This window comes from Pandoraea vervacti, from assembly GCF_000934605.2.
Lineage (GTDB): Bacteria > Pseudomonadota > Gammaproteobacteria > Burkholderiales > Burkholderiaceae > Pandoraea > Pandoraea vervacti.
Genome location: NZ_CP010897.2, coordinates 3,835,096 through 3,860,684, shown reverse-complemented (window position 1 = coordinate 3,860,684; position 25,589 = coordinate 3,835,096). Strand labels below are relative to the sequence as shown.

The window sequence follows — 25,589 nt, the reverse complement described above, 5'->3', positions numbered from 1 at the left end:
GGTGCTTGATTCTCCAGATGGCTCTGCCGCTTTCCTCCTTGCCTGCCGGGTTATGGCGTGCCAGCGAACTGGCACATTGCCATCGCGCGGGCCATACCACCGGTTTTGCGGAACTCGACGCCGAGCTACCCGGCGCCGGGTGGCCGCATGGTGCGGTGACGGAGTTGTTAAGCGAGCGTCCGGGAATCGGGGAGTGGCGCTTGCTTGCGCCGGCACTGCGTGCGCTGACGCAGGCGGGCAAGCCGGTGATGGTCATTGGCCCGCCCATGTTGCCGTATGCCCCGGCGCTGGCGGGCTGGGGCATCGATCTGCGTTGGCTCAGCGTAGTGATGCGTCCGGTATCTGCGGCGTCGGCATCGTCCAGACGCCAGCGCGGCATGAGTCCGCGGGACCTCGGAGACCCCACGGGGGAGATGAGGCACAGGGGAGAGAGGGGGGGCATGGGAGCCAGGAGAGGCATGAGGGTCGAAGACCGCGACATGCTGTGGTGCGCCGAGCAGGCGCTCAAGAGTGCTTGCTGCGGTGCGGTGCTGTCATGGTTGCCGTCGGCTACGCCCGAGCAACTCCGGCGTCTTCAGGTGGCCGCTGGTGGCAGTGAGACGCTGACCTGGGTAATGCGCCCTGCGGCGGCGGTCGCGACCGCCTCGGCAGCATCGCTGCGATTGGGACTGACGGTCGGCGAGGGTAGTCGGCTCGGCGTGCAGTTTCACAAGCGTCGCGGGCCCCCTCGTCTCGAACCGCTTTGGTTGACGTTGCCGGCACCCTATACGCGCGCATCACACCCGGCGGCGGGAAGCCGGGACGACGCCACGCCGTTGCATGCCCGGCCGGATCCCGCTCCTTCGCCCGTGCCGTCCACGGTCTCTTTCATTTCTGCTTCCGGAGTCTTGCATGGCCTGCTGGATCGCCCTGCATCTGCCATATCTGGCGCTTGAGTTGGCATCTGTCCCTGTGAGGGCGGACGGACAAGCCGAGGTATCGCCCGACACGACGGTGGTGCTGGCGCAGTCGCGTGTCTGGCAAGCGAGCGAGGCGGCGCAGGCAGCCGGGGTGCAATCGGGTATGCGTCGCGGCGGTGTGCTGGCTCTGTTGCCACAGGCGCGGTTTCATGACCGTGACGAAGCCGCCGAAGCGCAGGCGCTGGAAGCCCTGGCCCTGGCATTGCTGCGCTTCGGCCCCGATGTGGCGATCGTCGCGCCGCATTGCGTGGTGATCGATGTGGCGCCGAGTTTGCGCTTGTTCGGCGGTCTGGCCTCGCTGGCGGTGCAGGTGCTGGAGAGTGCAGAGGCGCTGGGGCACCGGGCTTCGCTTGGCATCGCGGCCACGGCCAGTGCCGCAGCATTGCTCGCCCGCGCGGCGCAGGCGGTGCCGGCGCGCGTCGATCCCCATGCGCCGACGACGATGGACATGCAGGCGGCGATGAAGTCACGGGCGTCGCGCCGCTCGATCGTGCCGGTGACGGTGCCGTCACCGACGTCGAGGGCGGGGGATGCGTCGTCATCGATGACGGCGTTCGCGCCGGGCAGGTCGAATGTATCGAACGCACCGAACCTATCGAACGCACCGAACGCGTCGGCTTACCCTCCTGAGCGCTTGTTGCCGCCCCCGTTGGCGGCATTGCCCCAGCAACTCGATTCGCTGTCCGTCGCGTTGTTGTCCGAGGCCCGGCCGTGGCTCGACTGGCTTGCCCAGATCGGTTGTGCGACGTTGGGCGAATTGCGGGCGCTGCCTTCGGCGGGCGTGAGACGCCGGTGTGGCAGCGAACTGCCTGCCTCGCTTGCCCGAGCCTATGGCGAGATGCCGGAGGCGCCGACGTGGTATCGCGCACCGCCGTATTTCGAGGCGGTGCTGCCGTTACCGTCGCTCACTCACGACGTCGACGTGCTGCTTTTCGGCTTGCGTCGTCTGCTGGCGCAATTGACGGGATGGCTCACCGCCGGGCAACTGGCAACGCGTGCCCTGACGCTAATCCTCGAACACGAACCGCTCGGCCGGGAAACCCTGGCGCCGACGCACTTCGACATCCGGTTGTCCGAGCCGAGTGCGGCACCGGCGCATTTGCTGTCGTTGTGCAAGGAGCGGCTCGCCCGTTCCCCGCTGGTCGCGCCAGTGCTGACGCTGCGACTCGACGTGACGCAGACGGCGCCTTACGTCCCGCAAAGCGGTTCGTTGCTGCCCGAGCCGGGGCGTGAGCGGCAGGATTTCGTGCAACTGATGGAGCGCGTAGCGGCGCGTCTGGGAGACGAGCACGTGCGACGTTTGCAAGTGCGCGGCGATCATCGCCCCGAGGCGGCGTTCGTTAGCGTGCCATATGGAGGCAATGCGGGATGCAATGCGGGAGGCAATGCGGGAAGCAATCCTGGCGGGCGTGGCGCAGGTCATGCGGCTCAAGGGGCGGCATCGGGGACGAACCGTCATCTGCCGGAGACCGCAAACACCTTGCCACCGCGCCCGGCATGGTTGCTCGATACGCCGCAGCGATTGCGCGTGCAACAGGAGCGGCCGTGGCGGCAGGGGCCGTTGCAACTGGTGAGCGGACCCGAGCGCATCGAGGCGGGGTGGTGGGAGCCGGGTACGGTCACGCGCGACTACTTCATTGCTGCCGATACGTCAGGGGCATTGCTGTGGGTGTTTCGCGAGCGTCCCGTGAAAGGGGCCGATGCCGCGTGGTATTTGCATGGTCTGTTCGGCTGAGGCAGCTGAGGCAGCTAAGGCGGCTGAGGCAGATTGAGACAGGTGGAATGGCTGTCCGATGAATTTCGACGATTTCTTCTCATGGCAAGGGCCCGCCGAAGGGCTGCTCGCCAACGACGACGGCATCGATACGCCTGGTGCCGATCCGTCTCGCCTGCGCGGTGAGGATGACGGCAGTCTGCCCGCGTATGCCGAGTTGCATTGCCTGTCGAATTTTTCGTTTCAGCGGGGCGCGTCGCACCCGGAAGAATTGGTCGCGCGGGCGGTGCATCTCGGATACACGGCGTTGGCGATCACCGACGAGTGTTCGCTGGCCGGCGTCGTCCGGGCGCTGGCGGAAGTGGCGAAACCCGAACACAAGCACATGGCTTTGATCGTGGGCAGCGAGTTTCGGCTGACCCCGGAAGGGACCTCGTCGCCATTACCGGTGGTCCCGGAAGGTCGAACATCGAACCCGCCTGCGTCTCATCTTTCCCAGTCTCATTGCTCCCAGCCTCAGTGCTCTCAGCCTCAGTCCTTCCAGCCTCAGTCCTCTTTACTGCATCCGTCGCTGTCGCCTCAACCGCAGCAGCAGGCTCGGACCCCGCTGTCCGGCGTCGACGCCAGGGCATCCAACCACAGTCATTACAACGACCAAGGCGACCAAGGCGATCACGGCGATCACGGCGATTCCACGGAACTGATCGATCCCGGACACTTCGATGCACTGGGCACGGTGCATCTGGTCGCGCTTGCCCAGCACCGCGAAGGCTACGGTAATTTGTCGGAGATGATTACGCTCGGGCGTATGCGCGGGCCGAACCGCAGTTATCGCCTGCATGCGAGAGACTTCAGCGCCCCGACCGGGGCACACGCTCATCTGCGTGGCTTGCGGGGGTGCCTGATGATTCTCGTGCCCGATCCCGGTGCGAGCCACGAGCGCACGTTGGCCCAGACTCGCTGGGCGGCGCGCACCTTTGGCGAGGGACGCGTCTGGCTGGCGCTGGAGCGTCACCACCGTGCCGATGACGATGCGCATCTGGCGCGGCTGCGCGCAATCTCTCACGAATGCGGTGTGCCGCTCGTCGCCACAGGTCACGTGCTCATGCATGTGCGCTCGCGCAAACCATTGCAGGACACGCTCACGGCGATCGGTCTGGGCAAGCCGGTGCAGGCGTGCGGACTGGCGCTCACTGCCAATGCCGAGCAGCATTTGCGCCCCCGCCTGCGGCTTTCGTGGCTTTATCCGAAAGCGGCACTGGACGAGACGATCACGATTGCGTCGCGATGCCATTTCGACTTGCGCACGCTGCGCTACGAGTATCCGGAGGAACTGGTGCCGGCCGGGTTCACACCGGAATCGTATCTGCATCAGGAGGTCTGGGAGGGGGCGAAACGCCGTTATCCGAACGGTGTGCCGGAGAAGGTGAGGAAGCTGCTGGAAACGGAACTGAAGCTCATTCGGGAGCTTGAATACGAACCGTATTTCCTGACCGTCTACGACATTGTGAGCTTCGCTCGCAGTCAAAATATCCTGTGCCAGGGGCGCGGCTCAGCCGCGAACTCGGCCGTGTGCTACTGCCTGGGCATCACGGCGGTGAACCCCGATGAAGCGCAAGTGCTGTTCGGTCGTTTTCTGTCGAAGGAGCGCAAGGAACCGCCGGATATCGACGTCGACTTCGAGCACCAGAAACGCGAGATCGTCATCCAGTACATCTACAGGAAGTACGGCAACGATCGGGCGGCGCTGGCCGCAACGGTCATCAGCTACCGCATGCGCAGTGCGGTGCGCGACACCGGGCGTGCGTTGGGCATCGATCTGTCCATCGTCGAGCAGGTCGCGCAGAGTCAGCAGTGGTGGGACGGTAAAGAGAATCTGCTCGCACGCATGGCGGCGCAGGGACTCTCGCCGGATGCGCCGCTCACACGTCTGTGGGCCGATCTGGTCGCGCGACTGATCGGTTTTCCCCGGCATCTGTCGCAGCACGTCGGCGGCTTCGTGATCTCGCGCGACAAGCTCTCGCGTCTGGTGCCGATTGCGCCGGCAGCGATGGAAGGTCGCTATGTCATTCAGTGGGACAAGGACGATATCGAGACGCTCAAGCTGCTCAAGGTCGACGTACTTGCGCTGGGCATGCTGAGTGCGTTGCGGCGCACGCTCGATCTGTTGGGCGAATGGCGGGGGGCGCCGATCGAGCTGGCCGACATTCCACGTGACGACCCGGCGACTTACGGCATGATTCGCCGTGCCGATACGGTGGGCGTTTTCCAGATCGAATCGCGTGCGCAGATGAGCATGCTGCCGCGTTTGAAGCCCACGAAGTTTTATGACCTTGTGGTGCAGGTGGCGATTGTGCGGCCCGGGCCGATTCAGGGGGGCATGGTGCATCCGTATCTGAAGCGGCGAAAGCATCCGAGGTTGGTCGACTACCCTTGCGAGGCGATCAAACCTGCGCTGGAACGCACACTGGGCGTGCCGATCTTTCAGGAGCAGGTCATGCAGATCGCGATGATCGCGGCCGACTTCACCGCAGGAGATGCCGACGAATTGCGTCGCTCGATGGCCGCATGGAAACGCAAGGGCGGTTTGGAAAAATTCCAGACGCGCATCGTCGACGGCATGCTCAGGAACGGCTATCCGCTGGAGTTTGCCGAGGCGATCTGCCGACAGATCGAGGGGTTTGGCGAGTACGGCTTTCCCGAGAGTCATGCGGCGAGCTTTGCGTTGCTCGCCTATGCGAGTGCGTGGCTCAAGTGCCATGCGCCCGAGATGTTCCTGTGCGGATTGCTCAACAGTTTGCCGATGGGGTTCTATTCGGCCTCGCAACTGGTGCAGGACGCGCGGCGGCATCGCGTCGAAGTTCGCGCGGTGGATGTGTGCGTGAGCGATGTGGAGTCGCGTCCCGAGGCGAGAGTCAGCCGGTATGGGGATGCACGCGGGGATGCACGCGGGGATGCACGCCGACCGGCGGTGCGACTGGGGTTGTCGCTGGTCAAAGGGTTGTCGGACGAGGGCGCGAAAGCGATCGAGGCGGCGCGCAGGCAACGCCCCTTCACCGATATCGACGATCTGACGGCGCGCGCGACGTTATCGCGCCGGGATCTCGATGCACTGGCCGCGGCGGACGCCCTATCGGCACTGCTCGGTGGGCGACGTCAGGCGCGTTGGACCGTGGCGGCCTGGCAGCCGCCTACCCCGTTGCTGGGGGCAACGGTCCTGCGCGACGCCGCGCCGGGCAGTGCCGACGAGCAGGTCGCGCTGCCGCCGATGGCCGAGGGGCAGGACATCGTGGCCGACTATGCGAGTACGGGGCTGACGTTAAGACGTCATCCGTTGCTGCTGCTGCGAGAGAAGTTGACAAAGATGCGTGTGCGCACGGCGAAGGAATTGCAATCCGACGGCGTGCACGGGCGACGCGTGCGCACGGTGGGTATCGTGACGGGACGCCAGCGTCCGGGAACGGCCAACGGCACGGTCTTCGTGTCGCTGGAAGACGAGACGGGCGTGATCAATGTGATCGTCTGGCCCGATCTGGTCGAAGCGCAGCGCAAGGAATTGCTGGCGTCGTCGCTGCTGGGCGTGGAGGGCGTGTGGCAGCGCGAGGAACGCGTCACCCATCTGGTCGCGCATCGCCTGATCGACCTCTCGTCGATGCTCGGCGAACTCACGATTTCGAGCCGGAACTTTCATTAACGGGCCTCCCGGGGGAAATGACTCGCCTGTGCCGGGCCGAATATTGAAAGTGACTGTCCGGCGTCGGGAGAACGATGTGGGTATCGGTCGGGGCGATGACAGTACCGGTCTGTCTCTTGTTCGATTGCCGCCGACGATGCTCACCTCTACGAACCCGGAGCGCATCATGCCAATCCACTCGCCCTCGCCATCCTCCGTCTCCCTCCATCATTGCCCGATTCCCCCGGCGCAAACCTCATCGACACAGGAAAGCACGCGAACGAGACAGCGTGAGGTATCGGCGGCGCTACCCCAGCCGATGCCCGCCACGGCGATGTCGCCGAGCGCGTTACGCGAGGACGTGGCGTCCATCGCCACCCGCGTCGACACCATCGACGCCAGACTCGACGATCTGCCACGAGACATCTTCTCGTCTCTCGCTCTCCCGCACGACATGAGGCCGAGAGACATTCCGGTCGGCGTCGTCCTCGATGAAGGAAAGACGGACCGGGAGGCGGACCCCGGGCGGCGACAGTACCGCGTGATCGGCTCGGTCGGACAAATCGTCGCCGACCGCCTGATGGGGGCCGGAAATCGGCCGTGGCCGAACGGCAACGACGGAAACAACGACAACCCGTGGATTTGCCCCACGCCTCACCAGGACCCGGCGATGTTCGCGTTGGCGAGGCCATTGATCGATGCGGCGCTCGCGTGGGCACGCACCGGATTGCCGGAAGATCATGGTCGCGAAACCGCGAAGTCGCTCGCCGAAGCGATTCTCGAACAACCGGACATGCTGCAAACGATCGCGGCCTGGAATGCCGAAGTCCTCGCAACTCGCATTGCGAAAGAAATCGACACGACGCTTCCGGCCAAGCGCCTGATCGCCAACCTCATGCGCGCCGTATGCGAGCATCCCACGGCGCAGGGCCGTGTCGATCACCGAGGCAACAAGCTTCTTGCCTACACCGTGGAGATCGGGGTTTGCCTCGACGGTACGCAACGTATTGACCGGCTGACGGTGCCCGGCATGGTGCTCGTCTCCACTGCCGTGATGGGGGCCGACGACCGGAATAGAAAATCGGCGGTGTTGTACTGCGCCGGCATGCAGGATTCGTTCAAGGCGAGGGCGTTCGGCAGCATGGAAAAATCACTGGCCGAATTCGAGAAACGGGCGCAGGCAGCGTCTCTTTTGACATTTCCCGACTCGACGTCGTCGCTCGAAGAGATACTGCCGTTTTACTTGAGATTGATGGTCCCCGACTTTTCCCATGCCACCGATCAGGTCGCGTACGCCAATCTGGTAGCTCATGACGGCGACATATTTCAGGCGATGGGGTGCGCGGCCGCCATCACCATCGGTCGAGGTGCGATGGCCTCGGCACCGCGGGACTTCGCCTCGGAAAGCGTGTTGCGTCGCCTGTGGCGCGAATGGCTCGGCGGCGCGCATGTTGATGAGCGCCCTCCGGCCGGTACCGAGGCGCGTGTCGTCGACGCATCGCGGGAGCCGGCCGGGAATGTCGGCCTGCGCGCCTAATGTGCCGCGTCAGCCTGTCTTCCTGCCTCCTGCGCCAGCGCGCTCGCTTCCGCTTCGCTGCGCAGACCGTTGAAGTGAGCGTTGAGCAATACCGCGCTGATCGAAGCCAGCAGAATGCCGCTGTGGAAAAACGGCGCCAGCGCATGCGGCAGCTTCATGAAAAACTTGTCCGATGCCACCGGAATCATTCCCACACCAATGCTGATCGCGATGATGTACAGGTTGTAACGGTTCTTCGAAAGATCCACCGTCGAGAGAATCTTGATGCCGGTCGCCGTCACCATGCCGAACATCACGATGCCCGCACCGCCCAGCACGAACTGCGGCACCGATGCCACGATGTGAGCAACCTTCGGAAACAATCCAAGCACAATCAGAATCACACCGCCCATGGCACAGACCCAACGGCTTTTCACACCGGTGACGCCGACCAGCCCCACGTTTTGCGAGAACGACGTGTACGGGAACGTGTTGAAAATGCCGCCGATCAACGTGCCGAGTCCGTCGACGCGCAAGCCGCGCACCAAGGTCTTCTGATCGACCGGCCGGCCCACGATGTCGCCCACCGCGAGGAACATGCCGGTCGACTCGATGAACGTCACGAGCATCACCAGCGTCATCGTGGCGATGGCAATCGGGTCGAAGCGCGGCACGCCGAAATGGAACGGCATGACGAAGCCGAACCACGGCGCCGCCGATACCCCGGCAAAGGACACCTTGCCCAACACGATCGCGACAATCGTGCCGAACAGAATGCCCAGCAGCACCGCAATGTTGGCGAAGAATCCACGCACGTATTTGGTGATGAACAGAATGCACAGCAGGACCGAGAAAGACACACCCAGATACAGCGGGTTGCCGTAGTCGGGATTGCCGAACCCGCCCGCTGCCCAGTTGATGCCAACGCCCATCAGAGAGATGCCGATCACCGTGATGACGGTGCCTGTGACCACCGGCGGGAACAGCTGCAGCAACTTGCCGATGAAGGGAGCGATCAGAATGCCGATGACGCCGGCGGCAATCGTCGCCCCGTAAATGTCGAGCAGGCCGAGGTCCGGATTGGCGCCGATGGCGATCATGGGGGTGACGGCGGTAAACGTCACCCCCATCATGATCGGCAGACGCAGGCCGAAGATCCAGAGGCCGAGTGTCTGAATCAGGGTGGCGATACCGCAGGCGAAAAGATCCGCATTGATGAGAAACGCGATCTGATCGACCGACATCTTGAGCGCGCCGCCAATGATGAGCGGCACCGCCACCGCTCCCGCATACATCACCAGCACGTGTTGCAATCCCAGCGTGAACAACTTGGGCAGCGGCAGGCGTTCGTCGACCGGATGCACCGGTGCAGCAGCAGATGGCGTCATGTGTTCTCCTGGTCCGTCCGTACGATTTGATTTACAAGGTTTGATTTACAAGGTGGAACCGAGCGTAAATTTTTTATCGCAGGCCAGCGAGTCGCGTCAAAAAACAGGCGATCGCGCTGAGGGCGACGCACGACCCGCTGTCAACGCGCAGTCATGGAGAAAAACTGCGGTCTGTCGACACGGTTCGCCCGAGCAAAGGCATGAGGTAATACGCAGCAGAGCCTTATGCCGTATGGGCGGCAGGGCATCGGCGAGCGCCGATTCGCGCAGCGCATGGCCGCTCGGGCGCGTTCGAATCATCCAGTGCGCAATGGGCATGGCCAGACGGCTGCCTCGCAACATACAGGATTCGCAATACTAAAGATTGCGTTTGGCATATGAAGCCCGGCGACATCGACAGACGCGCATCTGTCGCCGATAGACGCCGGGGCATGGGTGGCGCTAGTGATATTAGTGATGCTGGCGGATGCCCGTCGATGCCCGGTCGATGCGGGAGGGGGGCGACGTCATGGCGCGGCGCAAACAGCAACGCCCGTCGACGAGAGTCGGACGGGCGTCGGTCAGATCATCGTACGAGGCGTGACGGCGTGTGGCAATCTCAACGCATGCCGGTCGTCCCCGACGGCTTGCGAGCGAGCGAATCGCTTGTGTTCCCTGTGGCGGCATTTTGCTGCGCCGCGCTTTCGAGCTTGCTGGAGATTTCGTCCCCCATGTAATGCAGGAACTCCATTTCCTTCGGACCGATTCCCCCCGCGCACAGCGCACCGCCCCAGTCGCCGTACAGCAGCGCCACGGTCTGGTTGCGCTGGCGCACCGGCAGCAGGAAAAACGACTTCACGTTCGAGAAGTGCTGACGATGCCACAGCGGGATACGCGGCACGATACGCGGCTCGCGGGCATTGTCGATCAGGATCGCGCGACCGTTGGTCAGGGCGAGATGGAAGACGTCCGGTTCGAACGCTTCGGGGAAGGTGAGGCCCAGCAGCGGTTGCACGTCGCGCCCGATGCCGAATCGCATCTCGAAGCACTTGCTGGCCGGTGAACGCACGAACGCTGCGCAGTTGACGAAACCGAGCGATTGCAGAATCGCTTCGAGCGTCAGGTTGAGCAGGCCGACGGCGTCGGTCTCGCTGGTCGCGGCGCGCACTTCCGAGAGCCCGTCGGCCAGACGTCGCGCCGAATCCAGCGGCTTGCCTGCCGGGGGCTGACGCGTATTCGATGCGCCGGTACCGATTGCGATGAATTCCTGGTGGCTCGTGTCGCGCGCCATCTCCTCGCCGACGGAGACCACTTCGCTGATGTCCAGTGCAAGGCGGTCGGCATAACGCTCGGCGAGTTCCGCAAGACGCGCGGGATCGGCGCCGCGGGTGAGTTCCATGACCATCTCGTTGGACATGTTCGCCACGGCGCACAGCCAGTCGGCGTGCGACAACGGGGCGTCGCCCTCCAGATCGATCGGGCGCATGCTGGTCGCAATCGATTCCGGCAGCCCCCACTTGCGGGCTGCCGCTTCGGCCAGTTCCGGGAACGAGATGCCCAGCACCTGTTCGCAGGCATCGCTGTCGCTAATGCCCTGAGCCACGGCGATTTCCTGAATCTGCACCCATTCGTCCGGGAAGCAGTACGTCACCAGCAAGCGCGCGACATGATGCAGCAACGTGCAAACGACGGCTTCCTCACCGTCGCGAATGCCATTCTTCGATGTGATGTCGCGTGCGAACGCGCCGGCCAGCGTGGCGCGCGCGAGCTCGCGCGCCATGTCGTCGCGTCGCGCGGCCACTTCACCGAAGCCTTCGAGCAGCTTCAGACTCAGGGCCAGGTGACCGATCGTATCGACACCAAGAATCATGATCGCGCGCGAGACCGTCGTCACGTTGCAGCCGAAGGGCGCATACATGGCGGAGTTGGCCAGACGAATGACCTTTTGGGTGAGGGCGAAATCGGAGAGCACCGAAGACGCCAGATCGGCGGTGCTGGTGTTCTCGCTCTGCATGGCGGACACGATGCCCGTGACCGAGCGTTGCAGCGACGGGAAGTCGCCGCGCTCGGCCATGCGCTGCCACATCAATTCGAGCGTTTTTTCTTTGGTAAGACTCATGGTAGCTGGCGGGATTGTCCGGTCAGTGGCCGGTATCCACGTTGAGACGCCCGCTCGCAAAGGCCGCCTCCAGTTCTCCCGCAGGCAAGGCCTTCGACACGAGCCAGCCCTGGATGGAATGGCAGCCGCGATCGATCAGCATCTGCCGTTGTTCTTCCGTCTCGACCCCTTCGGCGACCGACGACAAACCCAGCTCGCGCGCCAGACCCAGCACTGCGGTCACGATGGTACGGTCGTTCGGTGATGTCGGCATGTCCTTGACGAAGCTGCGGTCGATCTTGAGCGCGGAGAGCGGGAAGCGCTTGAGGTATCCCAGACTCGAATAGCCCGCGCCGAAGTCGTCGACGGCGAAACGCACGCCCAGCGTCTGCAACTCGCGCAGCACCAGATTGGCCTGCTCCGGGTCGCGCATGAGCACGCTTTCCGTGATTTCGAGCACCAGCCGGTGACCTTCCACGCCGGAGTCGGCAATGGCCTGCCACACGAGGCTCGGGAAAGACGGATGGTGAAACTGCTGTGCCGAGACGTTGACCGACATGTACAGGCCGTCGAGCCGGGTGCGATCCCAGCGCGCGAGCTGCATGCAGGCGGCGCGCAGCGCCCAGCCGCCCAGCAGGTTGATCAGACCGTTGGCTTCGGCCAGCGGAATGAACTCGGCCGGCGAGACCGGACCGAGCGCCGGATGCCAGCGCATCAGCGCCTCGACACCCTTCACGTCCAGCGACATCGGATCGCAGATCGGCTGGTAGTGCAGGCTGAATTCACCGTTGTGAATCGCCTCGAACATTGCCGATTCGAGCGAAAATGCCTTGCGATGCAGGTCGCCCAGATCGTCCGTATAGACGAACAGCCCGTTGCGGCCACGATCCTTGGCGCAATACATGGCGGCATCGGCATGCTTGATCAGCAGACCGGCGGAGTCGCCGTGCTGCGGATAGAACGAAACGCCGATGCTCGTCGTGAGGTGCAGCAACTGGTCGCCGACCTGAAACGGCTGCTGCACTGCCGAGAGCAGTCGCTTCATGATGCCGCCGAGCGCCTGTTCGTTGTCGCAGCCGGGCAGCACCAGAACAAACTCGTCGCCGCCCATGCGTGCGGCCATGTCCGTCTCGCGAATCTGTGCGATCAGGCGCTGACCGGCGTCGCGCAGCAACTGGTCGCCCACGTCGTGGCCGAGCGAGTCGTTGACCTTCTTGAAGCCGTCCAGATCGAGCAGCGCGACGGCAAAGTTCGGCCCGCCTTCACGCGCGTGCTGAATTGTCTCGACGATGCATTGCTGAATATATTGACGGTTGCCGAGGCCGGTCACCGCGTCGCGCACTGCAAGATCGGACAGGCGCGCTTCGTTTTCCTTGAACGCGGTGATGTCTTCGCCGTGCACGATGAACGTGGCGCCCGCGCCGGAAGTCCCGCCGATGCGGGGGGTGTACTGGGCGATGCGCAGCCGCATCCAGACCCGGTCGGTCAGACCGCGCAGCAGGCGAACGGTGCACTGCTGGGGACCGAGCGTCTGCGCTGCGGAAAACGCATCTTGCAGCAGGGGAACGTCTTCAATGCCGGTCAGCTCGAAGAGCGTGGCGTGATCGATGTACTCGCGCGAGTATTCGAGCAGGCGCAGGGAAGCTTCGGCAATGAAAAGGAAACGGCCATCGGCTGCCACGTGTGCCGATAGTCCGCCGGTCAGCTCGACCAGCGCCCGGGATAGCGCCGGGGCCGGCGCCGCGGCATTCGCCTCGGCGATTGCCGATGCCAGGGTCGAAGGCTCGACCAAAGGCACACCGGCTGGGAGTCGATCTGAACTCATTGTTGTTGTCTGTGCATGCATCACGTCGAGCGCGCTGCCGCTCATGTGCTTCCCCGTTCAGGCAAACGCGCTCATGGCCGGACCTTAGTCCGGCAGGTGTCCGATGGATTGTGGGCCATTATAGCTAAAGACGCCAGCGATTTTGGTGACCTCAACTCCCCGTTTCACGCCGCTTTCCAACGGATTTCCCGTGTTGGATTTTTTCCTACAAAGCGATCGGGAATATTTCCTGCACGGCCGGTGGCGTCTGACTGTAGTTCAGTCAACATCGTCCGCCGGAACACCTCCATGCCACCGGTATTTTCACCGGTGCGATCCACTTGCGAGCGCCAGTCTACCCAAGCGCGAGCCACTTGAGGGCACCGCAATCGTGGATTTTTGTCATTGCGATGCAACATCGCAACAACTGCGCCAACGCGGCAATGGCGCGAGGCTTGCGATTCGCGGCGGGTGAGAGTCGAGCCCGGAAATTGAGAATGTGCCGACGGCAACGGCCGTCGCTGGTCGACGCCTCAGGCGTGGGCGGGCGCCTCGTGCGCGAGCGACCAGTCGATGCAGGCGCGCGCGAGTGCGGCGGAGGCATCCAGACCGAAACGTCCGAGAGGCGTTTCGCAAGTGGCCAGCGCCACCGGGATTTCTGTGCAGCCGAGAATGACGCGTTGCGCGCCGGCGGCCAGCAGTTGCTCCATCGCCATGGCAAGCGCCTCGCCGCCACGGCGAATGTCGCCGGCCTTGGTCAGGCGAATGCCTTCATTGACCAGCGTCTGGTGCGCCAGCGGTTCACCCGTCGCGACGAATCGATAACCCAGCGCTTCCAGTCGGGGGCGGTAGACGTTCGCGTGATGGGTGCCTTCGGTGGCCATCAGGCCGATGGGTGCGCCGGGCGGCACGCAGCGGGACAACTCGCCCGCGACGGCTTCCACGACGTCCAGTACCGGCAGCCGGGTGCGACGCCTCAGCGCGTCGAGCCAGGCGTGAGCGGTATTGCAGGCGATGGCGATGCAGCCGACGCCGGACTGCTCCAGGGCATGCACGCCGTCGAGCATGCCATCGAGCGGCGACGCGCCGTCGCGCAGCAGGGCTTCGGTACGGTCGGGAATCTGGGGCACCGAATACAGGATGAACGGGATGTGATCCTGATCGCGGTTGGCCGGGTGCTGATCGACGATCTTGCGGCAAAGGTCGATACCGGCGGCGGGACCCATGCCGCCGAGGATGCCGAGCGTGGCGTGCGAATTCATGGTGATGGCAATCTGCGGGAACAGCAAAAAACGGGATCGCCCGGTGCGGGAGCAGGGCCCCCGCACGACGGACGGTCCGTCAGGATCAGTCGTAAGCCTTCGTGATCGGATCCTTGAACATGGCGCGCATTTCTGCGGTCATCGGGTAGTTCATGTTCTGGTTCTTCGGCGGCACCGGCTGCGTGAACCACTTGTTGTACAGCTTCTCCATTTCGCCGGACTTCTCCATGTCGGCGATGACGGTATCGACCACCTTCGTGAACGCCGGGTCGTCCTTGCGCATCATGCACGCGTAGTTTTCGAACTGAAGGTTCGGGCCAACGATTTCATAGGTCCTGGCTTCGTCCGCCGGCAAGGCAGCACGCTGTCCGTAAAGCAGCGGTTCGTCCATCACGAACGCGACGGCACGCCCACCCTTGACGGACAGGAAGCTCTCCGCGTGGTCCTTGGCCTGAATCAGGTTGAAGCCGATGTCGCCTTTCTTGCCCGACAGGATGCGGTCGGCCGTGGTGCCAGCGGTCGTCACGATCGTCTTGCCCTTCAGGCTGTTCAGGTCGGTGATGCCCGAGCCCGTCTTGGCGATCATCTTGATCGAGTACAGGAAGATGTTGTGCGAGAAGCCCACTTGCTTGGCGCGCTCGAAGGTGTGCGTGGTCGAGCCGCATTCCAGATCGATCGTGCCGTTTTGCATCAGCGCGATACGGTTTTGCGAGGTAATCGGCGTTTCCGTCACTTTCAGATTCGGCGCCTTCAGCTCCTTTTTGACCGCATCGACGATCTTCAGGGCGATTTCCTGCGAGTAACCGATGGTCTTGCCGTTGTTGTCCGCATACGAGAAGGGAATCGACGATTCGCGCACCCCGAGGGCGATCACGCCGGAGTCCTTGATCTTCTTGAGCGTGCCAGTCAGTTCCTGCGCGCTCGCGGTTTGTGCGAACAGGGCGGCAGCGGCGCTGACGAGCAGCAGGGGAGCAAACAGCTTCTTCATGGTCTCTGTCCTATCGGAAATGAATGGCACGGTGGTCCGCGCCGTTGGAATATCAAAAGCCAAAAACACTGATACAACCCGACACGTCCCCCAACGATCCCCGTGGGAGTGATGCCAATGGCCCGTCATGGTCGGATACCGGCCGCTAGGCGGCCAGACGGGCAAACCCTGCAAGATCGACGGCGGGACGCTTGCCGTCGATGGCGTCGGCGATGGCGCGTGCAGCCCCCATCGACAACGTGAAACCCAATGCGCCGTGGCCGACGTTCAGCCACAGATTGCCCAGCGAGTCCGCACGACCAAGAATCGGGCGGCCATGCGGCGTGGACGGGCGCATGCCGGTCCATTCCAGCGGTGCGGGCGTGCCGCGCAACGACGGGAACAACCCCGTAGACAGTGTCCGCAGCGCCTCGATCCGATGGGCGGCGATGCGATAGTCGTACCCCACCAGATCGGCAATGCCCGCCACGCGCAGGCGCTCGCCGAGGCTGGCGTAGACGACCTTGTTGTCCGCGTCCGTCACGGAGACCTGCGGGCGGGCATCGGACGGCGCGCCACGATACGTCAGGCTATAGCCCTTGAGCGGATACATCGAGACCGGCTCGCCCACTGCGCGAAGCAGGGGCATGGCCGCCAGTCCGTTCGCCACGACGCAGGCATCGACCGCGACGTCGCCGACGCGCGTGCGAACCGCTCGCACGGCGCCGCCCCGCACGTCGAACCCGGTCACTTCACGCTCGAACATCAGCTTGCCGCGTACGTTTGCCGCAATGATCCGCGCCAGTTCCTGGCACAGCATGTGGCAATCGCCGGTGCCTTCGCCCGGCGTGTGAATGCCGCCCGCGAGCTCGCCGGCGATCTTGCCCAGCGCGGGTTCGAGCGCGGCGCATGTCGCGGCGTCGACACGGCGCTGCGGGTAACCCAGACCGTTGGCGAGTTCGAGCGAGCGTTCGGCTGCCCCGAGCTTGCCCGCGTCGCGGTACACCACGAGCTTGCCGCTCAGACGGTATTCGAACGACGCCGACTCCTGCGCCAGAAACTCCAGCATCACCTCGCGGCTATGTAACCCGAGCGCCAGAAGACGCAGCGTGGAACTGGCGTTGGCGGCCGCATTGCAATGTTTGACGAAGGCGAGCGACCAGCGCCAGAAGTCCGGATCGAGCGACGGCTTGATGCGCAGCGGCCCCGTGCGCGAGAACAGCAGCGAGGGCAACTGCGAGAGCACGCCCGGCGCGGCGAGCGGCGACACGTAGCCATAGCTGAGCTGGCCGCCGTTGGCGAAACTGGTGCCGACGCCCGGTGCGGGGGCGGCATCGATCACCGTGACTTCGTGGCCTGCGCGAAGCAGCTGATACGCGCTGGCGAGGCCGACGATGCCCGCCCCGATAACTCCAATATGCATGACGATAGATAACAACGAAAAACGCAAGGGAAAGCAAGGTGGAAAAAATTCGCGGCAAGTCACGGCGACAGCATGCTCGACCCGTTGGGGGCGCTTGCGGCGGGGCTTCTCCTCACCCTTTGCTACGCAGTGTAGAGGGAGAAAATTCGGTAACCTATGCGGATTTGAGGCAGCATATGTCTTTTGGCTATAGGGTCGGCGGCGCAGCCGACACGGCATCGACGACAGGGAGACGACGTCAGGCATGAAATTGCGGCATATCGAGACATTTCGCGCGGTGGTGCTGACCGGGTCGGCCAGCGGCGCGGCGCAACTGCTCAACGTCTCGCAACCGGTCGTCTCACGCGTGTTGCAACACGCGGAGCAGCAACTTGGCTTCAAGCTGTTCGATCGCGTGAAGGGACGTCTCGTGCCGACCGCCGAAGCGCAACGGCTCTATCCCGACGTCGAGCGCATCTTCACGGACCTGGAGCGGCTCAGGACCACGTCGCGCAACCTGCGTCAGCACGGCGTGGGGCACCTGCGCATCGCCGTGACACCCAGTCTCGCGCAAAGTCTGTTGCCCGCAGCCATCGAACGCATGCGGCGCGCGCATCCGGATGTGGTCTTCGAACTCATCACCCATCACACCAGCGAGACGATCACCGCGATTCTCACGTCGTCGGTCGACGTCGGTATCGTCTCGGCGCCGCCGATGGCGGCCGGCATCGTAAGCCGTCCCGTGGCGCAGGGGCATATCGTGCTGGCCGTGCCCGCCTCGTGGCCGAAGCTCTCGCGACGGGGTCCCGCCAGCGCCGATGCCCTGGTCGGGCGCGACCTCATCAAACTGCATGACGACACGCCGCTGGGTGCGCTGATCAACGAGCGTCTGGATCAGACTGCGCTGTTGCAGGACGCCGAAGTGATGGTGCAAACCTATTCGCTTGCCGCCGCGCTCGTGGAACACGGGCTGGGGTACGCGCTGCTCGACCAGTTCACGGCAGCGAGCGCGCATGTGCAGGCGCAGCGTCTTTATCGCGTGGCCCCCGCCATCGAGTTTCCCGTGGAAATGCTGCGTCCTGCGCACGCACCCGAGTCGGTGCTGGCGGACACGCTGCGTCGCCATCTGGCGGATGTGGCGTCCGAGCTCAGCGAGCGTGCCGACGCGCTGTGCGAAGGGCGCGAGATCGTGCTCACACCGAGCGACGATCCGCAAGCCGACTGATCGACGCATCCACGCATCCAGGCATCCATGAATCCGCTAATTCAGGCATCCGCGCATGCACGCGGCCCGTGGATCGACCCTCCCGGACTTAGCGGCAACTCGGCTCGCTTTTCACTTCGAAATAGGTGAACGGCTGCGGCTGGAGTTTGTCGACGAGCGAGGGATAGTTCGTCTGCACGAAGCGACGCGCGCCCGCCATGTCGAATTCGGTGCGCAGCCAGAGTTTGCCGTCGTGGCTGTCGAGCACGAGCGTGCCCGCGTAGATCACGTCTCCGCGTCTGACCTGAACCGTCGGCACCTTGCGTCCCTTGCAATAGCGAAAGCGATAGCTGTTGTCGGCGGGCGTGAATTCCATCGGCCCGAAACGCTCGTTGCGCATGAGCGGCGAGACCCGCATGGCGATATAGCCGCGCGTGGGAGGATTGCTATTGAGCGTGCGCGTGATCTTGCCGCCGATGATGCCGTTGACCGTCTGACTGTAATCCGAGAAATTCCACGGACCCCAGGTGCTTTGCAGCGGCGTGTCGAGGCCGACGATGACGAGCGCGTATTCGTCGAGAGTGTCTTCGGTGAGTGCGGGGTTGGGCGGGACGCCCTTCGTGCTGCATGCGGCCAGCAGCGTGGCCATTAGCGCGGCCGTCGCGAGAAGGAGCGGGCGACGCCACGTCGGAGGGAAGAACAACAGGGTACGCAGTGACCTCATTGCAGCCTCCTTGTGGCGCCTGGCGCTCAGGGGACAGTCCGAAAATCAATCCTGAAGGAATCTTACCTTGACCTTGCGGCCTTTGACGCGGCCGTCGGCCATCTTGCGCAATGCGACCGGCGCGATGTCGCGCTCAACCGCAATATACGTGAAGTTCTCCAGCACGTTGATCTTGCCGATCTGCGACGCGGCGAACCCGGCCTCGCCCGTAAGCGCGCCGAGCACATCGCCCGGACGGATCTTGTCCTTCTTCCCGCCCAGCATCTGGATCGTCACCATTGGCGGGAGCAGATGGCCGCTGCCCGTGGGCGTGAGTTCCGAGAGCTTGTGCCACTGAACCTCGGCGCCCATGGCGGCCTCGATATTGCCCACGCGTCCCATTTCGTCCATCGACGCCAGACTGAACGCCCAGCCGTCTTCGTCGGCGCGGCCCGTGCGGCCGATGCGGTGCACGTAGACTTCCGGGTCGGGCGTCACGTCGACGTTGATGACCGCTTCGAGCTGCGCGATGTCCAGACCGCGTGCGGCGACGTCCGTTGCCACCAGCACCGAGCAACTGCGGTTCGCGAACTGGATCAGCACCATGTCGCGCTCGCGTTGCTCCAGATCGCCGTGCAGGGTGAGCGCGTGGAAACCTTCGGCGCGCAATACGTCCGTGAGGTCGTTGCACTGCGCGCGCGTGTTGCAGAACGCGATCGTGCTCACCGGACGGAAGTGGTCGAGCAACTGGCCGACTGCGTGCAGGCGTTCTTCGTCGCGCACCTCGTAAAAGCGTTGACGAATCTTGCTGGCGTCGTGCTTTTCTTCCAGACGGATCTCGCGCGGCGTTTTCAGGAAACGTTGCGCGAGCTTGCCGATGCCTTCCGGGTAGGTCGCCGAGAAGAGCAGCGTCTGGCGCGAGGCGGGCGTTTGGCGCGCCACGGCGGCGATGTCGTCGAAAAAGCCCATGTCGAGCATGCGGTCGGCTTCGTCGAGTACGAGTGTCTTCACACCGACGAGCGAGAGCGTGCCGCGATCGAGGTGATCCATGATGCGACCCGGGGTGCCGACGACCACGTGCGCGCCGTGCGCAAGGCTCTCGGCCTGCGGGCGCAGCGGTGAGCCGCCGCACAGCGTGAGCACCTTGATGTTGTCCTCGGCGCGGGCGATGCGGCGCACTTCCTGTGCGACCTGTTCGGCGAGTTCGCGCGTGGGGCACAGCACGGCGGCCTGAACGGCGAAATCGCGTGCGTCCACACGCTGGAGCAGACCGAGCGAGAATGCCGCGGTTTTGCCGCTGCCGGTCTTGGCCTGAGCAATGATGTCGTGGCCCGCGAGAATGTCGGGGAGCGACGCTTGCTGGATGGGCGTCATCGAGACGTAACCGAGCCGTGCGAGGTTCTCCTGCATGGCAGGCGAGAGCGGCAGGCTGGAAAAGGGCGATGCCGGCGTCGCAGACGTCGTGGGGGCGCTGTCGTTGCGCGAATCGGTGGCTTTTGAGTTCATGCGCGATTATACCGACCTTATATAGGGTATAGGCCGGACAGGGCAAGCCGCCGTTGCCAGCGCGGGGCCGCCGGGCGTAGCATGGCTTTGCCTGTCGTTTGCTGGTCCGATGCGGGTCCCATGTTGGTGCTTTTGAGGGATCGTCTGCGTTGCACCGTCGACGGGCAGGCAATCTGCCAGTCGCTGTCTCGTCCATCCCCGCCGAGGTGATCATGCCCGCGAATTCGGAAGAGAAGGTCCGCCATCACATGGCGGAAGTCGTCACGATGGCCCAGGAGCGTGCGCCCGGTGTGGCCGCCTTGTTCGAGCCCTTCGTCCGGCATTACTACGGTCTGGCCGATGCCGAGGAGGTCGTCTCGCGCAGTGTCGCCGATCTTTATGGCGCAGCCATGGCGCACTGGCAACTCGGCCAGAAATTCGTCTCCGGCGAGCCGCGCATCCGCATCTACAACCCCACGCTCGATCAGCACGGCTGGCATTGCAGTCATACCGTCGTGGAAATCGTCAACGACGACATGCCGTTCCTCGTCGATTCGGTGACGATGGAAATCAACCGTCAGGGACTGGCGCTGCATTCGGCGTTCCACCCCGTCTATCGCATTCGGCGCGACGCGACAGGCAAGCGGCTGAGTGTCGCCCCCGGCAGCAGCAATGCCGATCAGGCGACGGACGACGATGGCAGCCGCTTCGAATCGTATATCCATATCGAGGTCGACCGGTTCTCGGAGCCGGAGCGCATTCAGGCGCTCGCCGATGGCCTGCAACGCGTGCTGGGCGATGTACGGGCGGCGGTCGAGGACTGGCGGGCCATGCAGGCCGCCGCGCACGCAGCCATCGAATCGCTCACGCAACGCGCCGCGCGCAAGGACGTGAGCGCCGATGAGCGCACCGAGATCGACGAAGCGCAGGCGTTCCTCGACTGGATGCTCGGGCGTCACTTCACGTTCCTCGGCTATCGAGACTACGAACTGGTCGAGCGCGACGGGGAACACTATCTGCAAGGCGTGATGGGCACCGGGCTGGGGGTGTTGCGCGAGTCGCGGCGCGATGCCAGCACGCCCGACGTGACACGCCTGTCGCCGGGCGCCATCGGCATCGTGCAGGCCAGTGCGCCGATTTTCCTGACGAAAGCGAACTCGCGCGCGAGCGTTCATCGGCCCGGATACCTCGACTACGTGGGCGTCAAACGCTTTGATGCGCAAGGCAAGGTGTGCGGCGAGCGGCGCTTCCTCGGTCTTTACACCTCCACCGTCTATATGGTGCCTGCGGACGAGATCCCGCTGGTGCGCCGCAAGGTCGCCGAAGTCATCCGGCGCACGGGCTTCCTGCCGAACGGGCACCTCGCCAAGACGCTCGCAACGATTCTCGAGCAGTATCCACGCGACGAACTGTTCCAGATCGAGGTCGATCAGCTGGCCGACATCGCCATGGGCATCCTGCGGTTGCAGGAGCGTCAACGCACACGGCTGTTCGTGCGGCGCGATCGCTTCGACCGTTATGTGTCCTGCCTCGTGTTCGTGCCGCGGGAGAAATTCAACACCGATCTTCGCGTCCGTGTGCAGAACCTCCTGCTCGCGGCCTATCACGGCACCAGTGTCGAATTCACGCCGCAACTCTCGGAGTCGATGCTCGCGCGCATCCAGATCACGGTGCGCACCGAACCGGGCAAGGTGCCGGACGTCGACGTCAACGACCTGGAAGCCCGCATCGTCGAGACCACCCGCCGCTGGCAGGACGATCTGTCGGACGCCCTGCGCGAGCAACTCGGCGAAGAACGCGGTACGCGCGCAATGCGTCGTTACGCGCAGGCGTTCCCTGCAGGGTATCGCGAGGATTACGCCGCACGCGTGGCCGTACGCGACGTGGCATTGATCGAGCCCCTATTGAGCGTGCAACCGCCTGCATCGCAAACCGGCGCCTCGGACACGGCCGGCATGGGTAGCGCCACGCCGCTCGCCATGCAGTTGTACCGGCCCCTGGAAGCGTCGCCCGGCACGCTGCGTTTCAAGATCTATCAGGCGGGCGAGCCCATCGCGCTGTCGCGCAGCTTGCCCATGCTCGAACACCTTGGCGTGCGGGTAAACGACGAGCGCCCGTACCGCATCGAGCCGGCCGATACCGGCGTCGTGTGGATGCACGACTTCGGCATGACGAGTCTCGATGGCGCAGATGTCGACCTGGAGCACGCCCGCTCGCGCTTCGAAGACGCCTTCGCGCGTATCTGGGCGGGCGATGTCGAGAACGACGATTTCAATCGCCTCGTGCTTCAAGCGGGCCTGACGTGGCGTGAGGTGCGCATCTTGCGGGCGTACGCGAAGTACATACGGCAGGTCGGGTCGACGTTCAGCAATGCGTATATCGAGAACGCGCTGACCGGCAACCCGTCGATCGCGGGCATGTTGGTACGCTTGTTCCTCGCGCGCTTCGACCCATTGCTCAGTGCGGATGTCCGCGATTCACGTGCCGAGCGACTGCGTGCGCAAATCCATGCGGCGCTCGAAGACGTCCCCAATCTCGACGAAGACCGCATTCTGCGTCAGTTCCTCGGGGTGCTCGAAGCAACGCTGCGTACCAACTACTTCCAGACCGCGAAGGACGCCCCCCAACGCGGCGCGCAAAGCGCGCACGACCCGCAAGACTCGCAGAAGGCGTACCTGTCGTTCAAGTTCGATCCGTCGAAGGTGCCGGGGCTGCCCGAACCCAAGCCGATGTTCGAGATCTGGGTGTATTCGCCCCGCGTCGAAGGCGTGCACTTGCGCGGCGGACGTGTGGCACGCGGTGGCCTGCGCTGGTCGGACCGTCGCGAGGATTTCCGCACCGAAGTCCTTGGGCTGGTCAAGGCGCAAATGGTGAAGAACACGGTCATCGTGCCGGTCGGCTCCAAGGGCGGGTTCGTGGTCAAGCAGCCACCGTCGCCGGGCGATCGCGACGCCTATCTGGCCGAAGGCGTGGCCTGTTATCAGACGTTTTTGCGCGGGCTGCTCGACCTCACCGACAACTACGTCGACGGTCAACTGGTTCCGCCGCCGCAGACGGTGCGCATCGACGGCGACGATCCTTATCTCGTTGTCGCGGCCGACAAGGGCACGGCCACGTTCTCGGATTACGCGAACGCCATCTCCGCCGAATACGGTTTCTGGCTGGGAGACGCGTTCGCCTCGGGGGGCTCCGTCGGCTACGACCACAAGAAGATGGCCATCACCGCGCGCGGTGCGTGGGAGTCCGTCAAGCGGCATTTCAGCGAGATGGGCGTCGATACGCAAACGCAGGACTTCACGGTCGTGGGCATCGGCGACATGTCGGGCGACGTGTTCGGCAACGGCATGCTGCTCTCCCGACACATCCGGCTCGTTGCCGCATTCGACCATCGTCATATCTTCCTGGACCCCACGCCGGACGCGGCAACGTCGTTTGCGGAGCGCGAGCGTCTGTTTCAGTTGCCGCGTTCGAGTTGGGCCGACTACGACGCGAAGCGGATCTCGCCGGGCGGGGGCGTCTTCGCGCGTACGGCCAAGACGATTGCGTTGTCGCCGCAAATCCGGGAATGGCTCGGGGTCGATGCCACCGAGATGGCGCCCAACGATCTGCTGCGCGCGCTGCTCACGGCGCCCGTCGACCTGCTCTACAACGGGGGCATCGGCACCTACGTCAAGGCGAGCGCCGAGACGCACGCCCAGGTCGGCGACCGTGCAAACGACGGCTTGCGGGTCAACGGTGCAGAGTTGCGCTGCAAGGTCGTGGCCGAGGGTGGCAATCTCGGGCTCACACAACTCGGCCGCATCGAGTATGCGCAACATGGCGGGCGCATCAATACCGATGCCATCGACAATTCCGCCGGCGTCGACTGTTCCGACCATGAGGTCAACATCAAGATATTGCTGGGGCTCGTCGTCGCCGATGGCGAGATGACACTCAAGCAGCGCAATGCGTTGCTCGCGGAAATGACCGAGGAAGTCGGCACGCTGGTGCTGCGCGACAACTATCTGCAAACGCAGGCGTTATCGCTTGGCCGGCTACGCTCGGCGGCGGCGCTCGACGCAGATGCGCGCTTCATGCGTTACCTGGAAAGGACGCAGCGGCTTGCGCGCGCGATCGAGTTTTTGCCCGACGACGAGGCGCTCGACGCGCGCCGCGCGGCAGGGGCCGGGCTGACTTCGCCGGAGCGGGCCGTGCTGATGGCTTACAGCAAGATGTGGCTGTACGACCTGTTGCTGGCAAGCGATCTGCCGGATGCGGATTTCGTCGCCCAGGGGCTGCCGTCCTATTTCCCGACGCCATTGGCGGCACGATGTGGCGCGGCAATGCAGCGTCACCCGCTCAAACGGGAAATTCTCGCGACGATGCACGCCAATGCCCTCGTCAACCGGGCCGGGGTGACGTTCGTCCATCGGTTAAGCGAGGAGACGGGGGCGGAGCCTGCGGACGTCGTGCGGGCAAGTCTCGCGGCGCGGGGCGTGTTCGGGCTGGACGCCCTGTGGCGCGATATCGATGCGTTGGACGCCCGTGTGTCGCATGAGACGCAGGCATCGCTCTTCTCGGCGCTCGACCAATGGCACGAGCAGGCGACGTTGTGGTTCCTGCGACGGCGCCTCACCGACGTGCCGCGGACCGTCGCGCGCTTGCGCAGCGTGCTGGACCCCATCTTGCCGACCCTCGACACGCTGGTGAGCGGCGACGCGGCGCAAGCGGCCCAGGCCCGATGTCAGGCGATGATCGACGCCGGGGTGCCACCGCTGCTGGCGCAGACCGCCGCAGGCATCGGGGCGCGTGTGGCGTTGCTCGACATTGCCGAAGTCGCCAGCACCACCGGGTGCGAGCCGACGCTCGCCGCGCAGGTGTATTTCGCACTCGATGCGCCGCTCGGCTACGGCTGGCTGCATAGCGGCGTGCTCGGGCTGCCGATGCAGACGCACTGGCAGCGACTCGCGCGCGCGACCTTGCTCGAAGAGCTGTCGGTCTTGCGGCGGCGTCTGACGGCGAGCGTGCTCGAGCGCACGAGCCGTGGGCCGGGCGACGATGCGCCGTCGGACGAGACCGCGGAGGGCGCGCAGGGCACAGAGGACGAGGAGGGCACAAAGGGCGAAGAGGGCACAAAGGGCGAGGAGGGCACAAAGGGCGAAGCGGGCAGCCCTGCGAGCCGATTGGTGGCGAACTGGCAGACGGCGCATGCCGAAGCGCTCGCCCGCTACCACCGCGTGCTGGCCGATCAGGTCGCAACAGGCAACGCGGACCTCGCCATGTTGTCAGTCAGCCTGAAATCGCTGGCGGAGGTTGGGCGTTAGGGTTTTTAAGCGTTTACACAAAAGTGGCAAACCGGCGTATGATCCGGGAAAACCCTAGGATTGAGTCAACCCGCACGCATGCTTGCCCGTCGTGCGGGTTGTCGCGTCCTGGGGTTTCGTCGATTCCTGATC

Annotated in this window: 13 protein-coding genes and 1 pseudogene; 6 read left to right on the top strand and 8 right to left on the bottom strand. The window is 64.4% G+C overall.

Annotated features, from left to right (window positions below; genetic code table 11):
• Positions 1-17: 17 nt before the first annotated feature.
• The 4 genes and pseudogenes from UC34_RS25460 to UC34_RS16750 all read left to right on the top strand — a co-directional run bounded on the left by UC34_RS25460 (position 18) and on the right by UC34_RS16750 (position 7,883).
• Complete coding sequence (locus UC34_RS25460; RefSeq protein WP_052811105.1) at positions 18-935, top strand: hypothetical protein; 918 nt, start codon at positions 18-20, stop codon at positions 933-935.
• Entirely contained in the window at positions 892-2,694 is a 1,803-nt protein-coding gene (locus tag UC34_RS16760; RefSeq protein ID WP_052811104.1) for a Y-family DNA polymerase, read from the top strand. Before UC34_RS25460 ends, UC34_RS16760 begins: the two co-directional genes overlap by 44 nt.
• Before the next feature lie 169 nt (positions 2,695-2,863).
• Positions 2,864-6,367: pseudogene (locus UC34_RS16755) on the top strand (error-prone DNA polymerase); the annotation flags it as partial.
• Positions 6,368-6,533: 166 nt separating this feature from the next.
• Positions 6,534-7,883: a hypothetical protein gene (locus tag UC34_RS16750; RefSeq protein WP_157123220.1), complete on the top strand. Its 1,350-nt coding sequence runs from the start codon at positions 6,534-6,536 to the stop codon at positions 7,881-7,883.
• Here the strand turns inward: UC34_RS16750 and UC34_RS16745 are convergent.
• The 6 genes from UC34_RS16745 to UC34_RS16720 form a co-directional block, all read right to left on the bottom strand.
• Positions 7,880-9,250: a nucleobase:cation symporter-2 family protein gene (locus UC34_RS16745; RefSeq protein WP_044456443.1), complete on the bottom strand. Its 1,371-nt coding sequence runs from the start codon at positions 9,248-9,250 to the stop codon at positions 7,880-7,882. The genes UC34_RS16750 and UC34_RS16745 overlap by 4 nt on opposite strands.
• Positions 9,251-9,848: 598 nt before the next feature.
• Positions 9,849-11,348: an HDOD domain-containing protein gene (locus UC34_RS16740; RefSeq protein ID WP_052811103.1), complete on the bottom strand. Its 1,500-nt coding sequence runs from the start codon at positions 11,346-11,348 to the stop codon at positions 9,849-9,851.
• A 22-nt stretch (positions 11,349-11,370) separates the two neighbouring features.
• Positions 11,371-13,152: a putative bifunctional diguanylate cyclase/phosphodiesterase gene (locus UC34_RS16735; protein ID WP_072617574.1), complete on the bottom strand. Its 1,782-nt coding sequence runs from the start codon at positions 13,150-13,152 to the stop codon at positions 11,371-11,373.
• A gap of 512 nt (positions 13,153-13,664) precedes the next feature.
• The gene (cuyB, locus tag UC34_RS16730; RefSeq protein ID WP_044458301.1) at positions 13,665-14,393 is read right to left on the bottom strand and encodes a cysteate racemase; all 729 of its coding nucleotides are present in this window, start codon (positions 14,391-14,393) and stop codon (positions 13,665-13,667) included.
• Between the two features lie 85 nt (positions 14,394-14,478).
• Positions 14,479-15,381 (bottom strand): transporter substrate-binding domain-containing protein, encoded by a 903-nt coding sequence (locus UC34_RS16725; protein ID WP_044456441.1) that lies wholly within the window; start codon positions 15,379-15,381, stop codon positions 14,479-14,481.
• Between the two features lie 145 nt (positions 15,382-15,526).
• A complete protein-coding gene (locus tag UC34_RS16720; RefSeq protein WP_044456439.1) occupies positions 15,527-16,783 on the bottom strand; it encodes a D-amino acid dehydrogenase in 1,257 nt (418 codons plus the stop codon).
• A 244-nt stretch (positions 16,784-17,027) separates the two neighbouring features.
• Here UC34_RS16720 and UC34_RS16715 point away from each other — a divergent pair, with 244 nt between their 5' ends.
• Complete coding sequence (locus tag UC34_RS16715; RefSeq protein ID WP_044456438.1) at positions 17,028-17,987, top strand: LysR family transcriptional regulator; 960 nt, start codon at positions 17,028-17,030, stop codon at positions 17,985-17,987.
• Positions 17,988-18,075: 88 nt separating this feature from the next.
• Here UC34_RS16715 and UC34_RS16710 read toward each other — a convergent pair whose 3' ends face one another.
• Positions 18,076-18,690, bottom strand: coding sequence for a hypothetical protein (locus tag UC34_RS16710; RefSeq protein ID WP_157123219.1), 615 nt, complete (start codon positions 18,688-18,690; stop codon positions 18,076-18,078).
• A gap of 45 nt (positions 18,691-18,735) precedes the next feature.
• Positions 18,736-20,175 (bottom strand): ATP-dependent RNA helicase DbpA, encoded by a 1,440-nt coding sequence (gene dbpA, locus UC34_RS16705; RefSeq protein WP_072617501.1) that lies wholly within the window; start codon positions 20,173-20,175, stop codon positions 18,736-18,738.
• 212 nt (positions 20,176-20,387) lie between these two features.
• On the opposite strand from dbpA, the gene UC34_RS16700 reads away from it, so the two are divergent.
• The gene (locus tag UC34_RS16700; protein WP_044458300.1) at positions 20,388-25,457 is read left to right on the top strand and encodes an NAD-glutamate dehydrogenase; all 5,070 of its coding nucleotides are present in this window, start codon (positions 20,388-20,390) and stop codon (positions 25,455-25,457) included.
• The last annotated feature ends 132 nt before the right edge of the window (positions 25,458-25,589 follow it).

Bases quoted from the DNA above. Each gene is read 5' to 3' on its own strand.
- UC34_RS25460 (WP_052811105.1), top strand. From the start codon at position 18: ATGGCTCTGCCGCTTTCCTCCTTGCCTGCCGGGTTATGGCGTGCCAGC.
- UC34_RS16740 (WP_052811103.1), bottom strand. From the start codon at position 11,348: ATGAGTCTTACCAAAGAAAAAACGCTCGAATTGATGTGGCAGCGCATG.
- dbpA (WP_072617501.1), bottom strand. From the start codon at position 20,175: ATGAACTCAAAAGCCACCGATTCGCGCAACGACAGCGCCCCCACGACG.
- UC34_RS16760 (WP_052811104.1), top strand. From the start codon at position 892: ATGGCCTGCTGGATCGCCCTGCATCTGCCATATCTGGCGCTTGAGTTG.
- UC34_RS16750 (WP_157123220.1), top strand. From the start codon at position 6,534: ATGCCAATCCACTCGCCCTCGCCATCCTCCGTCTCCCTCCATCATTGC.
- UC34_RS16710 (WP_157123219.1), bottom strand. From the start codon at position 18,690: ATGAGGTCACTGCGTACCCTGTTGTTCTTCCCTCCGACGTGGCGTCGC.
- UC34_RS16720 (WP_044456439.1), bottom strand. From the start codon at position 16,783: ATGCATATTGGAGTTATCGGGGCGGGCATCGTCGGCCTCGCCAGCGCG.
- cuyB (WP_044458301.1), bottom strand. From the start codon at position 14,393: ATGAATTCGCACGCCACGCTCGGCATCCTCGGCGGCATGGGTCCCGCC.
- UC34_RS16745 (WP_044456443.1), bottom strand. From the start codon at position 9,250: ATGACGCCATCTGCTGCTGCACCGGTGCATCCGGTCGACGAACGCCTG.
- UC34_RS16715 (WP_044456438.1), top strand. From the start codon at position 17,028: ATGAAATTGCGGCATATCGAGACATTTCGCGCGGTGGTGCTGACCGGG.
- UC34_RS16735 (WP_072617574.1), bottom strand. From the start codon at position 13,152: ATGAGTTCAGATCGACTCCCAGCCGGTGTGCCTTTGGTCGAGCCTTCG.
- UC34_RS16700 (WP_044458300.1), top strand. From the start codon at position 20,388: ATGCCCGCGAATTCGGAAGAGAAGGTCCGCCATCACATGGCGGAAGTC.
- UC34_RS16725 (WP_044456441.1), bottom strand. From the start codon at position 15,381: ATGAAGAAGCTGTTTGCTCCCCTGCTGCTCGTCAGCGCCGCTGCCGCC.